Here is a 13900-nt window from a genome sequence, read left to right as displayed (position 1 = left end):
CAAAACCCTCGGATGGAAGACACCCGCCGAAGCCCTCAACGAACACCTATCCTCAACTAAAGAAGCCGGTGTTGCGACGACCGATTGAGTCCGAGCGGGATCCCCGGTCGATGTGAGCCGCGGCGGGCACGGGCCTTGTGGGGCGCGGGCGTCCTGTCCGATCCTGGCCCTTCGTGCTCTTCGGCGGATTTCCCCCGTATGTCGCTGCCGTGTCCCGTCCCCGCGTCCTCTTCTCCCGACGTCCCTCCCTGGAGCTGACGTATGCGCGCACGACGATCGAACTCCTCGAACTGCCCCCTCCCGGCCATCACGGGTGAGGAATGGCAGACCGGCCCCGAGACCTTCCAGGTGAATCGGGAGCCCGCCCGTGCCCGTCTCATCCCCTTCGCCGATCTCCGTTCCGCCCTCGCCGGCGACTCCGCCGACTCGCCGTACTACCGATCGCTCAACGGCGTCTGGCGATTCCACTGGTCCCCGAACCCCGCCGAGTGCCCGACGGGGATCGCCGAGGACGACTTCGACGACAGCGGCTGGGACCACATCACCGTGCCCGGCAACTGGGAGATGCAGGGCTATCCGGAACCGGTCTACCTCAACGTCCGGTACCCGTGGGTCGGCTATGAGCAGCCCACTCCCCCGCGCGTGCCCACCGGCTTCAACCCTCTCGGCTCCTACCGCCGTACCTTCACCGTTCCGCTCGACTGGGCCGGGCGCCGCGTCGTGATCTCCTTCCAGGGCGTCAAATCCGCGTTCTTCGTCTGGGTCAACGGCCGGCGGGTCGGCTACAGCGAGGACAGCTACACGCCCGCCGAATTCGACGTGAGCCCCTGTCTGCGCCCAGGAGAGAACACCCTGGCCGTCGAGGTCCACCGCTGGTGCAACGGGAGTTGGCTGGAGGACCAGGACATGATCGACGTGTCCGGCATCTTCCGGGACGTGTATCTCTACTCCGTCCCCCGCGTGCACGTGCACGACCTGTTCGTCCGTACCGAGCTGGACCACGACGTCCGAGACGCGGACCTCAAGGTCTCCGCGACACTGCGGTCCACGGGTCCCGAGCTGCACCCCGACGACCACCGAGTCCGGGCCACCCTGCACGACGCCGGGGGCTTTGCCGTACTGTCCCGGTCCGTACCCGCCCGCTTCGACGAGTCCGATGAGGCGGCCGTCGAGCTGAGTGCCCGGGTCACCCGGCCCTCGCTGTGGTCGGCCGAACAACCCTCCCTGTATGTCCTGACCCTGGAGCTGACCGACGCGCAGGGTGACACCATCGACATCCGGCGCGTCCGCGTCGGCTTCCGCTCCCTTGGCTACGGTCCCGGTGAGCTGACGGTCAATGGCAGGCCCCTCGTCTTCCGCGGGGTCAACCGCCATGAGTGGGACCCCGACCACGGCCAAGCGGTCCCCGAACAGCGGATGGTCGAGGACATCCGCATCATGAAGCAGCACAACATCAACGCTGTCCGTACCTCGCACTATCCCAACCATCCGCGCTGGCTGGAACTGTGCGACGAGTACGGCCTGTATGTGATCGACGAGGCCAACCTGGAGACGCACGATCTGCGCGACGTGCTGCCCGCGAGCCTCCCCGAGTGGACCGACGCCTGTGTCGACCGGCTCCGCAGCATGGTGGAGCGCGACAAGAACCATCCGTGCGTCGTGGCCTGGTCGCTGGGCAACGAGGCCGGCCAAGGCGAAAACTTCCAGGTCATGGCGGACTGGGTGCACGAGCGCGACCCGTCCCGGCCCGTGCACTACGAGGGCATGAACGCGGTCGCCGATGTCGAGTCGCGCATGTACGCCGACCCGACGGCCGTCGAGGCGTACGGGAAGTCCGAGAACCCCAAGCCGTACATCCTCTGCGAGTACGCGCACTCCATGGGCAACAGCACGGGAAATCTCCGGGAGTACTGGGACGTCATCGACTCCCACCCGAATCTGCACGGCGGATTCATCTGGGACTTCGCCGACCAGGCGATGCGTCTTCCGGTGCCGGGAGAGCCCGGCCGCACATACCTTTCCTTCGGCGGCGACTGGCATCCGGGCCACCCCGACGACGGCAACTTCAGCTGTAACGGTTTCGTCGCCGCGGACCGTGCCCCGCATCCGGCTCTGCACGAGGTGAAGAAGGTCTACCAGGCGGTGCGGATCTCGGCCGCGGACCTGGCTGCCGGGACGGTGAAGGTAACCAATCTCCAGCTGTTCACGGGGCTTGAGGCGTACGACCTGCGGTGGGAGGTCACCCGCGACGGTGAGCCCGTCCAGCACGGCACGCTCGCTGCTCCCAGGGCCGGAGCGGGCGAGTCGACGACCGTCCGGCTGCCGTGGGAGCGGCCCGAGAAACCGGAGCCCGGCGCGGAGTACTGGCTCAACGTCTCCTTCGCCCTCCGCGAGGCGACATGTTGGGCCGAAGCCGGTCACATCGTCGCCGCGGAGCAACTGGCTCTGCCGTGGCGTTCCCCTGCACCCACCGGGCGCGATGTGGCCGAACTGCCCGCCCTCCGGGTCGCCCGGACCTCCCGTGCGGTGACCGTCACGGGGCCCGATCTCGAACTCGTCCTGGACGCGGCAGCGGGTACCCTCAGCACCTATCGGTCCCGCGGCCGGACCCTGCTCATCGAGGGGCCGGTCCCGAACTTCTGGCGCGCGCCGACCGACAACGACATCGGCTGGGGCGCCCAGGTCTCGTCCCGTACGTGGCGCGACGCGGGGGCGAGGCGCACGGTCACCTCGATCGACGTCGAGCAGCCCGCACCCACAGAGGTGGTCCTCACCGTCGTCGCCACCCTGCCCACCGCGCCTGCCGCCTCCCGGTGGACGACCGTCTTCACCGTGCTCGGTGACGGCGAGGTACGCGTCCAGCACACTCTCACGCCGGGCCCAGGGCTCCCACATCTGCCGGTGGTGGGCGCGCTGCTGACCGTGCCGGGCCGCTTCGGGACGCTCGGGTGGTACGGGCGCGGCCCGCACGAGAACTATCAGGACCGCCGAGACAGCGCGTTCGTAGGCCGCTACAGCCGCTCGACGGATACGCCGGTAGTGCCGTATGCGCGACCTCAGGCCTTCGGCAACGTCACGGATGTGCGCAGCGCCTCGCTGACCGCCCAGGACGGGACGGGCCTGTCCGTGCTGACCGAACCCGAGGAAGGCGGGAACCTTTTGGAAATCAGTGCTCTTCATTGCACGCCTTTCGACCTCGAAGGTCCACGACACCCGCATGAGATGAGGTGGCGCGACGACACGATCCTGAGCGTCAACCACCGCCAGATGGGCGTGGGCGGCAACGACTCCTGGGGGGCTCGGCCGTTGGAGCGGTACCTGCTGCACGCCGACCGCGAATACAGCTACACCTACTGGCTACGGCCGGCCCGATAGCTTCGGCCGGGACTTTCCGTCAACGACCCTTGGGCGGTGGTCTCTTTGATCCCATGACCGCCAGAGTAGAAGGCCCGGGACCAGCGGGTGGTGAACTGTCCACAGGCCCGGTCATATGATCACGCCGATAGAGGAGGAGTGATGGAACTGCCCCTGCACGGCATCACCGTCGTCGCCCTCGAGCAGGCCGTCGCCGCGCCTTTCGCCACGCGTCAGCTCGCGGACCTCGGCGCGCGCGTGATCAAGATCGAACGACCGGGCCGGGGCGACTTCGCCCGCGGGTACGACCGGAGCGTCAAAGGGCTCTCCGCCTACTTCGTCTGGATCAATCGCGGCAAGGAGAGCGTAGCCCTCGACCTCAAGGACCCCACGGACCGCTCACTGATCGACCGGCTCCTGGCCCGCGCCGACGTCTTCATCCAGAACCTCGGCCCCGGCGCGGCCGACCGGCTGGGCCTCGGTGCAGAGACGCTGCGCGCCCGCGATCCGCGCTTGATCACCTGCGATGTCTCCGGATACGGCCCCGAAGGCCCCTATCGCGACAAGAAAGCCTACGACCTCCTGGTTCAGTGCGAGGCCGGACTGCTGTCGATCACCGGCAGCCCCGACGCCCCGGCCCGTCCGGGCATCTCCATCGCGGACATCGCCGGTGGGATGTACGCCTACACGGGCATACTGACCGCGCTGTACGAACGCGAACGCACAGGCCAGGGCTCGGCCCTGTCCGTCTCCCTCTTCGACGCGCTCGCCGAGTGGATGGGTCACCCCTACTTCGCCCAGGCGTACGGAGGCGCGCCCATCACCCGCAGCGGAGCCCGGCACCCGTCCATCTCCCCGTACGGGCACTACGTGTGTGGCGACGGCGCACGCGTGTTCCTGAGCGTGCAGAACGACCGCGAGTGGGTGGCCCTCTGTTCACAGGTGCTGCGGCAGCCCGAGCTCATCCGTGACCCGCGTTTCGCCGACAATCCGCTGCGCCGGTCACACGACGACGAACTGACGGCCGTCATGGAGGCGGTCTTCGTCCGCCATACGGCGGACGGCCTCCTCGCGCTCCTCGACGGCGCCGGCATCGCCAACGCCCGCCTGCGTACCGTCGGGGAGTTCGCCGACCATCCGCAGTTGACGGCACGAGAGCGCTGGCGTGACTTCGGCTCGCCGACGGGGCCGCTGCGCGGATTGTTGCCGCCCGTCGAGGTACGGGGCAGGGAAGCAGCCATGGGCCCGGTGCCCGCCGTCGGGGAGCATACGGCCGCGATCCGGGCCGAGTTCTCGACGACTTCGGAGGCCGGCCCGCACGAGCGACGCGCGCCGTCGAATGCCGAAGGTGACCCTGCCAGTGGTACGCACCGGGTGCGTACCAAGCGGAGAGGGCTGGGTGGGGCGATCTTCGAGTAGCAGGCTCTTCCTCAGCACCGCACATCACGCGAGGAAGGCTTGATCATGACCGTTCAGGGACAGCACTCCGTCCAGGAGCACGACATCACGACCTCGGCGCTCGGCGAGGCCCACGGCCGGGCTCCGGGCCGGTCCCAGAGCCGGGCGGACACGGCGACCCTGTGGTCGGCCGGTTGGTCGGCACCGGTACAGCGGCCGAGCAGCGGCTTCGAGGAGAACTGGGCGGAGACCGGGTTCACTCGGCAGTCCGTGCGCCAGATCGTCCGCGTCACCGGAAGGGGCACGGCGGCCCGCATCCGGCTGTCGAACCGTTTCGGCACCGAGCCGCTGACCGTCAGTGCCGCGACTCTCGCGCTGACCGACGAGGGCGCGGCCACCCGCCCCGGCACCATGCGGGAGTTGTCGTTCGACGGAGCTTCATCGGTGACGATCCCCGTCGGTGGTGAGACTGTCGGCGACGCGACGGGACTGCTGGTGGAACCGTTCGACTCGGTGACCGTGACCCTGTACTTCGAAGAGCCCACCGGGCCCTCGACGTTCCACTCGCAGGCGTATGCCAACAGCTACCGCGCCACGGGCGACCGCACGGCCGACGTCGACGGTGAGGGTTTCGACGAGGTCACCCATTCCTGGTACTACCTCTCCGACGTCGAACTGTCGGGGAACCCCACCCCCTTCGAGGCGGTGGTGGCTTTCGGGGACTCCATCACGGACGGCTACGGGTCCACCGTGGAGGCGAACCGCCGCTACCCCGACGCGCTCGCTGAGCGCCTCGCCGCCGAGGGCCGGCCGCTGGCCGTCGTCAACGCGGGGATCGGTGGAAACCTGATGCTCAACGACTCCGCCTGGTACGGCGACCGGGCCGTGGACCGGTTCGAACGCGATGTTCTCGACAAGCCCGGTGTCCGCTCCGTGGTGGTGTTCGCAGGACTCAACGACATCGGCTTCAGCGAGGTGGACCTGCCGACGTACAAGCCCAACCCGAAGGTGACGGTGGCGGAGTTGACAGCCGGATACCGGGAATTGATCGAGCGGGCTCACAGCCGTGGCGTCAAGGTCATCGGCGCGACCATCCTGCCGTTCAAGGGGTCGGAGTACCACACTCCGTCGGCCGAGGCGAAGCGCGTCGCGCTCAACGACTGGATCCGCACCTCCGGTGAGTACGACGGGGTCGCCGACTTCGACCGGGCTCTGGCCTCGCCCGACGACCCCCAGGTACTTCACCCGGCATACGACAGTGGTGACCGCAAGCACCCCAACGACGCCGGCTACCGGATCATGGCCGAGGCCATCGACCTCGATGCCCTCTGACGGGGATCAGACCCTCGCCGTGAGCCGTGTGTCGCGACGGACCAGCGCGGCGTAGGGGCCCGCACCCGCGAGGAGTTCCTGGTGGGTGCCGCGCTCGGCGATACGACCGCCGTCGAGGACGACGATCTGGTCGGCATCACGGATCGTGGAGAGTCGGTGCGCGATGGTGATCGTCGTCCGCCCCTCGGACAAGGCGTCGATGGCCTTCTGCACGGCGTACTCGGTACGGGTGTCCAGCGCGCTGGTCGCCTCGTCCAGGACGAGGACGGGCGGGTCGCGCAGGATGGTCCGGGCTATCGCCAGACGCTGCTTCTCACCGCCGGAAAAGCGATAGCCGCGCTCTCCCACGAGAGTGTCGTAGCCATCGGGCAGGGAGGCGATGTGGTCGTGGATCTGCGCCGCCCGCGCGGCGGCCCGGATCTCGTCGTCCGTCGCATCGGGCTTGGCGAAGCGGAGATTGTCGGCGACGGAAGCATGGAAGAGATAGGTCTCCTGCGAGACCACTCCGACCGCACGGGCGAGGGTGTCGAAGTCGAGGTCCCGGACATCGACCCCGTCGATCAGCACCCGGCCGCCGGTGACGTCGTAGAGCCGGGGGACGAGATAGCTGAGCGTGCTCTTGCCCGAGCCGGTCGGTCCCACGACGGCCAGGCTGCTTCCGGCCGGAATGGAGAGGTCGATGCCCGAGAGCGTCTCCGTCGAGGGGTCGTAGGCGAAGGAGACGGAGTCGAAGCGGATCTCGCCACGGATCTTGTCCAGCCGCACCGGTTTCTCGGGCTCGGCGATGTCCACGGGCAGATCGAGGTACTCGAAGATGCGGTGGAAGAGGGCCAGGGAGGCCTGCATCTGCACACCGGTGGACAGCAGGCCGACCGTGGGCCGGAACAGGCCCTGCTGGAGGGAGACGAAGGCGACGAGCGTACCGATCGAGATGTCGGTCCCGTCCGCCCGCAGGGCCATTCCGGCGGCCCAGTAGAGGACGGCGGGCATGGCGGCCATGACGATGCCGATGACGGACATCTTCCACCGCCCAGCCATGTTCGCCCGCACTTCGAGCCCGACCAACCGCTCCGACTCTGTCTCGAAGGCCTTGGTCAGGGAGTCGGCACGGCCCATCGTGCGGCCGAGAAGGATCCCGCTGACGGACAGCGATTCCGTGACCATGGCAGCCATGGCCGCCATCTGTTTCTGACGCTGGGAGGTGATCTTCTTGCGCTCGCTGCCGACGCGGCGGCTGATCCATACGAACACCGGCAGGAGAAGGAGCGAGACGACGGTCAGGCGCCAGTCCAGGGCGAGCATCGCCACGACTGTGGCAACCACGCTGGTGAGGTTGGAGACCAGGGAGGTGGCGGTGGACGTGACGGTCGCCTGCATGCCACCGATGTCATTGGCGATGCGGGACTGCACCTCGCCGGTGCGGGTCCTGGTGAAGAAGGCCAGCGGCATGCTCTGCAGCCGACCGTAGACCGCGGTCCGCAGATCGTGCATGACGCGCTGACCGACCGTGGTGGAGAGGAGGGTCTGCAGAACGCCGAAGACGCTGTTGACGACCGCTGCGACGATCATGCCGAGAGCCAGCAGGCTCAGCAAGCCGGTACGGCCGTCCGGAATGGCGACGTCGAGGACCTCTCGCAGCAAGAACGGCGAGGCCACCGAGACGAGCGAGGAGGCGGCGACGAGCAGCCCGACGAGGGCGAGTCGACCGCGATAGGGGCGGAAGAGACGGAGGATACGGCGCAGCTGCGCGGGTTGCTCCGGGTCTGCGGGCGGGGGCGTCCAGTCCGGTTCGTCGTGACGCATGGGCTCCTTCAGAGGGGTCGGGGCAGCGAGGTGGATCCAACACCGTTCACCGAGCATAGCTCACTGTTACCTATGCTCACAATGTACTAAGTCCTGGTATTCTGTTGATCATGACCGCTCCCGATACGTCCGGGCAGCTCGCCGAGCAGCTGCTGCGCCTCACTCGTCGGCTCCACCGCGCGCAGAAGCGTTACCTCGACCCGGTCGGCATCACGCCCGCCCAGTCGCGGCTGCTCCGCACCGTCTCGCACTACGAGGAACCACCGCGCATGGCGGATCTTGCCCAGCGCCTCGAGGTCGTGCCCCGGGCGGTCACCACGCTGGTCGACGCTCTGGAGGCCAACGGCGCGGTGCGCCGGGTGCCTGACCTCTCCAATCGCCGGGTCATCCGGATCGAGATCACCGACCAGGGCCGGTCGACCCTGCGCGCGCTGCGTGAGGCGCGGCGGACAGCCGTGGAGGACATACTCGCCCCGCTGAGCACCGAACAGCGCGTGGTGCTCGGTAATCTGCTGGACGAACTCATGGCGGGCCCGGAGCGCGGCTGCTGACACACCGGCCAGCAGGAGCGCGAGGGCACATCGCCCGGCAAACACGTAGGGGCGGGCCCGCGGGGGCGCTCCGGCCCCACGAACCCGCCCCGCCGGGCGGTCAGCAGCCCTGCCGGTCCTCCGTCAGGTCCCCCTGCGCCGTGGCCAGGGTGCGGTCGTAGCAGACCCCCGGGCCGTACAAGCGGTAGCGCTCACGCGAAACGCCCGTCGCGTGCCGCTGGTCGCGCGGCACGTTCTGGTTGTAGGCCGCGTCACCCGTGTAGGTGTCATCCAGCCGCGACCATCCCACGCGTTGCCGACCACGCAGCGTGACCGTGTCCGCCCGGTCGCCCATGGTCATCACTGTGCGCAGCCGGTCCCCCGTGCCGACGCTGATCTCCCCGTCCATGCTGTACGCGCGCTGGGCCCTGGTCGTGATCGCGGGGCCGCGACCGTCGACCGTCACCGTTTCGTCGTCGCTCCAACGGGCCCGCAGCGCGTCCGTCGACTCACCGTCGGTCCAGCGGTGGACGGAGGTACCGGCGACCTTCCGGGCGACGGTCGTCGTGACCCGGCCGTGCGAGGTGTCCACGTAGCCCGCGACCGTAAGGGAATGCCCGCCCTCGGAAGTCAAACGGTGCTCCGCGCCCGGCTTGTATTCCGTGGTGTCGGCGAGGTCCCCCGCCTTGTGCGCGGTGAGCGCGCCCGTGACGCGGGTGGCTTTCGCGTCCTGCCAGACCAGGATGTTGGTGGGGGTGCTCCAGCCGCTCTGCCCCTCGGGTACCCCGGCGACCGAGATGGCGACACGGTGCGGCCTGCCGTCGTTCAGCAGGCCGGTGAAGGGCGTGAGGTCGTACTCCACAGGCCGGACGTCGAAGGCGCGCGGTCCGGGAATCACGTACCAGAGGAAGGGGTTGGACCAGCCGCCGGTCCACACGGTCGGGAAGGGCGCGGCGATCCCGGCGAGCCGGCCGTCCACCGAGACCCGCACCTCCCGGTACGGACCGTCCTTGGCCTTGCACGAATAGGGAGCCGCGTCCGGAACGGTGAGGTACCAGAACTCCTCACAGCCTCCGCCGGAGCCCGTGGCGTACACCTCGGCCACGATGCGCTCGCTGTTGAGCGGTGTGGTCAGACGCCCTTCGTGGACGCCGCCCTCGGTGCGCGCCCCGTCCAGGGTCAGGACCTTGTCCGGGGTGTCGGCCGGCCTCACCCGGCCCTCGGCCGCGTAGAAGGTCAGAGTCACCTTGACCTTGATGACCCCGGTGTAGGTGTCGTTCACGAGGTTGCCGATGAGCATCTCGACAGGCTGATCGGAGCGGAGGGTCGCCGCGTAGCGGGTGACATCCTTTTCCATGTTCCAGGCGATGCCCTCGGGTGAGGGTTCCGGCGTGGAGGTGCGCAGGACCTCCACACCGCCTATTCGGAGGTAGCCCAGGCGGTCGTACTGCCGTCCGGCGACGGATCCTTCGAGTCGCAGGACGACCTTGTTCCAGCGGTCGCCACATCCTTTGGGTGGCGTGTAGGTGCTCTTGTAGGGCGTGTAGTCGCGGAACTCGGTCTGGGCGACGGTCACTTTGCACGAGGTGGTGTCCGGGGTGGCCACGGGGGGCGTGGCGGTGACCGGGTCGTGCCAGTCGGTGCCGAACTCTGGGGGCGGTTCCGCGGCCGCGGCGGGGCTCACGCCCAACGTCAGGCCGACGGCCGCGGCGCACAGCGCGAGAAGCAGTCGTCTCGGTCTCATGCGGCAGGAGTGAAGCGCGTCGTACCGCGGCGCGCCAGAGCCTGATTGGCCTGATCCGTCGACTGCGCGAAAAACCAGTTGAATTCAGCACTCCTGGAACGCGAACCTTTCACTTCTCCCGCACGCCACCCCGACCCTGGGACGTCATGCAGATTCGCGACCTTCCGTATACCGATCCCGGCAGCCCTGATGTCCGATCAGGTCCGCGTTTCCTCCTCTGGCTCGGGCGGAATCAACTGTCCGGCCAAGTGAAGGCCATGCTGTGGGGCGTTCTGCACATGGCGGCGGTGGCCGTGTTCCCCGTGGCCGTGGGCTTCGCGGTGCAGGCCGTCGTCGACCGGTCCGGCGCCCGTCTGGCGATGGCCGGCGGTCTGATGGCGCTGCTCGGGGCACTCACCGCGCTGGGCGACACCATGCTGCACCGCACGGCGGTGACCAACTGGATCACGGCCGCCGCACGAGTGCAGCAGCTTCTGGCCCGTAGGACAGCCGAGTTGGGGTCGGCGCTGACCCGGCGCGTCGCGGCCGGCGAGGTCGTCGCCGTATCGACGGGCGATGTCGAGAAGATCGGCTGGTTTGTGGAGGCCCTGTCGCGCTTCGCCTCCGCGGCGGTCACGACGCTCGCGGTGTGCGTGGCTCTGGTGATCTACCAGCCCGCACTCGGCGTCGTGATCGCGATCGGTGTGCCCGTGCTGACGCTGGCGGTTCTGCCTCTGCTGCCGCACGCGACGAAGCGGGCCGACGAGCAGCGTGAGAAGGCGGGCCGGGCCACCGAGCTGGCGTCGGACACGGTGGCGGGCTTGCGGGTGCTGCGCGGTATCGGCGGCGAGGAGCTGTTCCTCAACCGCTACCGCCGTGCCTCGCAAGAGGTACGCAAGGCGGCGGTGCGCAGCGCCCGGATGTGGGCGCTGATCGCGGCGGTGCAGGTGGCCCTGCCGGGGCTGCTGCTGATCGCGGTGGTCTGGTACGGGGTCGGGCTGGCCCAGGACGGCCGGATCGGTGTCGGCGAGTTGGTGACGGTCTACGGCGTCGTGACGTTCCTGCTGTTCCCGCTGCGACAGTTCGAGGAGATCGCCATGGCGTACTCCTTCTCGCGGCCGTCCGCGCAGCGCGCCGCCCGGGTCCTTGCCCTGCGGCGCACCGATTCCTCGACGGACGACGGGGCTCGGGGCGTGCTGCTCAGCGGCGATCTGTACGACCCCGAGAGCGGCCTTCTCGCTCCCGCCGGTCTGTTGACCACGGTGGTGTGCGGCGATCCGGACGTCGCCGGACGGCTCGCCGACCGGCTGGGCGGACACGCTGCGGAGGGCGTGGAGGGGGTGCCGTCGGCGTTGCTCGGCGGGGTGGCGCTGAACGAGGTGCCGCTGGACGAGGCCCGTGCCGCGGTTCTCGTCCAGGACAAGGACCCCGTGCTGATGTCCGGGACCCTCGCGGAGTTGCTGGACGTGCCGTCCTCGGGGGCGGTCGACGCCGACGCGGCGCTGGCCGCCGCGCAGTGCGAGGACGTGCTGGCCGCCCTCGCCCAGGCCTCGGTGGACGACTCCGGCGACCCGATGCGGACGCGGATCACCGAGCGGGGCCGCTCGCTGTCCGGCGGGCAGCGGCAGCGGTTGGCGTTGGCCAGGTCGCTGGTGACCGACCCCGAGGTGCTGGTGCTGGACGAGCCGACCTCGGCGGTCGACTCGCATACGGAGGCACGCATCGCGGAAGGAGTGCGGAGCTTGCGGGAGGGGCGGACCACGGTGGTGTTCTCCTCCAGCCCGCTGCTGCTCGACCGGGCCGACCGCGTGGTGTTCGTCCGCGACGGCCGGGCCGCCGCGGTGGGCACGCACCGCGCACTGCTGCGGGACGACTCCGCGTACCGCGCCGTCGTCAGCCGTGAGCCGGACGAAGAGCTGGGCACGGAGCTCGCAGAGCTGAAGAAGACCGAGCACATCGAGGAGTCGGCATGATCGGCGTGGCGCCACCGGCGCACGACCCGGCAGCACCGGAGTCGGCGACGACTCTGCCGGTCGGCAGGCCCGCGACGGTGCGGGCGTACGTAAGCGGCCTGCTGCGCAGGCATCGGAAGGCGTTCGTCCTGCTGGTGTCGGTCAACGCGATCGCCGTGATCGCCTCCATGGTCGGACCGTACCTGTTGGGCGGGCTGGTGGAGGACCTCTCGTCGGGCAAGGACGATCTCCATTTGGGCCGCGTCATCTCGCTCTTCGCGGTCGCGCTGGCCGTACAGACGCTGTTCGTGCGCATGGTGCGGTTGCGCGGGGCGGTACTGGGCGAGCGGATGCTGGCGGATCTGCGCGAGGACTTCCTCGTGCGGTCGGTGGCACTGCCGCCGAGTGTGCTGGAGCGGGCGGGGACCGGGGACCTGCTGTCGCGGATCACCACCGACATCGACCGGCTCGCCAACGCCATGCGCGAGGCGGTGCCCCAGCTGGCGGTGGGCTTCGTATGGGTCGCGTTGCTGTTGGGCGCGCTGACCTTGACGGCTCCGCCGCTGGCGCTGTGTGTGCTGGTCGCGCTCCCGTTGCTGCTCGTCGGCTGCCGCTGGTACTTCCGGCGGGCACCCGCCGCCTACCGCTCCGAGGCCGCAGGGTACGCCGCGGTCGCGGCGTCCCTCGCGGAAACCGTGGACGCGGGGCGGACCATCGAGGCCCATCGGCTCGGGCAGCGCCGGGTCGCTCTCTCCGACCAGCGGATTTCCGAGTGGACGCAATGGGAGCGCTACACCCTGTGGCTGCGCTCGGTCCTCTTTCCGGTGATCAATGTGACGCATGCCCTGCTGTTCGGCTCGGTGCTGATCATCGGTGGCGTCTTCGTCCTGGAGGGCTGGATCTCGGTCGGCCAGCTGACAACGGGAGCGCTCTTCGCCCAGATGCTCATCGATCCGGTCGGGTTGATTCTGCGCTGGTACGACGAGCTGCAGGTCGCCCAGGTGTCGCTGGCGCGGCTGGTGGGGGTCCGGGAGATCGAGCCGGAGGACACGGACGAACGGGTGAGCCCGGTGGGCCGGGACGTCAAGGCGGACGAGGTGCGCTTCGGCTACTCGGCGGGCAGGGATGTCCTGCACGGCGTGTCCCTCGATGTCCCGCCCGGCTCCCGGGTGGCGCTGGTCGGGCCGTCCGGTGCGGGCAAGTCGACCCTGGGCCGGCTGCTGGCGGGGATCTACGCGCCACGCTCCGGTGCGGTGACGCTCGGTGGCGCCGAACTGGCCCGGATGCCCACCGAGCGGGTGCGCGGGCATGTGGCTCTGGTCAACCAGGAGCACCACGTCTTCGTGGGCTCGTTGCGCGACAACCTGCTGCTGGCCCGTACGACGGCCGAGGACGAAGAGCTGTGGGCGGCGCTGGGCGCGGTGGACGCCGACGGCTGGGCGCGAGCGCTGGAGGAGGGGCTCGACACGGAGGTCGGGTCGGGCAGTGCGACGCTCACTCCGGCCCAGGCACAGCAGATCGCGCTGGCCCGGCTGGTCCTCGCCGATCCGCACACCCTGGTGCTGGACGAGGCGACTTCGCTGCTGGACCCGCGCGCGGCCCGGCACCTGGAGCGGTCGCTGGCGAAGGTGCTCGAAGGCCGAACGGTCGTGGCCATCGCGCACCGGCTGCACACCGCGCACGACGCGGATGTGATCGCGGTGACGGAGGACGGCCGGATCAGCGAGCTGGGCAGCCACGACGAGCTGGTCGCGGCCGATGGCGCATACGCGGCGCTGTGGCGGTCCTGGCACCAGTAGCCACGTGGT

8 protein-coding genes are annotated in these 13900 nt (G+C 69.4%); 6 read left to right on the top strand and 2 right to left on the bottom strand.

The features are described 5' to 3' along the window. Positions 1-261 precede the first annotated feature (261 nt). From lacZ to ACZ53N_RS21160, 3 genes are all read left to right on the top strand, one after another. Positions 262-3375: a beta-galactosidase, LacZ type gene (lacZ, locus tag ACZ53N_RS21170; protein ID WP_469142372.1), complete on the top strand. Its 3114-nt coding sequence runs from the start codon at positions 262-264 to the stop codon at positions 3373-3375. Between the two features lie 141 nt (positions 3376-3516). After that, on the top strand, positions 3517-4773 hold the full coding sequence (locus ACZ53N_RS21165) for a CaiB/BaiF CoA transferase family protein (RefSeq protein WP_469142371.1): 1257 nt from the start codon (positions 3517-3519) through the stop codon (positions 4771-4773). Positions 4774-4818: 45 nt separating this feature from the next. Continuing rightward, positions 4819-6084: an SGNH/GDSL hydrolase family protein gene (locus ACZ53N_RS21160; RefSeq protein ID WP_469142370.1), complete on the top strand. Its 1266-nt coding sequence runs from the start codon at positions 4819-4821 to the stop codon at positions 6082-6084. A 6-nt stretch (positions 6085-6090) separates the two neighbouring features. Here ACZ53N_RS21160 and ACZ53N_RS21155 read toward each other — a convergent pair whose 3' ends face one another. Beyond that, positions 6091-7887: an ABC transporter ATP-binding protein gene (locus ACZ53N_RS21155; RefSeq protein ID WP_469142369.1), complete on the bottom strand. Its 1797-nt coding sequence runs from the start codon at positions 7885-7887 to the stop codon at positions 6091-6093. 110 nt (positions 7888-7997) lie between these two features. On the opposite strand from ACZ53N_RS21155, the gene ACZ53N_RS21150 reads away from it, so the two are divergent. Further along, complete coding sequence (locus tag ACZ53N_RS21150; RefSeq protein WP_469142368.1) at positions 7998-8438, top strand: MarR family winged helix-turn-helix transcriptional regulator; 441 nt, start codon at positions 7998-8000, stop codon at positions 8436-8438. Between the two features lie 100 nt (positions 8439-8538). On the opposite strand, the gene ACZ53N_RS21145 is transcribed toward ACZ53N_RS21150, so the two are convergent. Next, positions 8539-10161 carry a peptide-N4-asparagine amidase gene (locus tag ACZ53N_RS21145; protein WP_469142367.1) on the bottom strand — a complete coding sequence of 541 codons (1623 nt, stop codon included), beginning with the start codon at positions 10159-10161 and terminating at the stop codon, positions 8539-8541. 146 nt (positions 10162-10307) lie between these two features. Here ACZ53N_RS21145 and ACZ53N_RS21140 point away from each other — a divergent pair, with 146 nt between their 5' ends. Both ACZ53N_RS21140 and ACZ53N_RS21135 read left to right on the top strand, forming a co-directional pair. Then, positions 10308-12113: an ABC transporter transmembrane domain-containing protein gene (locus ACZ53N_RS21140; RefSeq protein WP_469142366.1), complete on the top strand. Its 1806-nt coding sequence runs from the start codon at positions 10308-10310 to the stop codon at positions 12111-12113. Then, complete coding sequence (locus ACZ53N_RS21135; RefSeq protein ID WP_469142365.1) at positions 12110-13891, top strand: ABC transporter ATP-binding protein; 1782 nt, start codon at positions 12110-12112, stop codon at positions 13889-13891. The genes ACZ53N_RS21140 and ACZ53N_RS21135 overlap by 4 nt, the downstream gene beginning before the upstream one ends. The last annotated feature ends 9 nt before the right edge of the window (positions 13892-13900 follow it).

The sequence above is a fragment of the Streptomyces sp. NPDC033229 genome (assembly GCF_055576875.1).
Note: the sequence above shows the minus strand (reverse complement) of the source record. Positions and strands in the feature narration are given on the sequence as shown.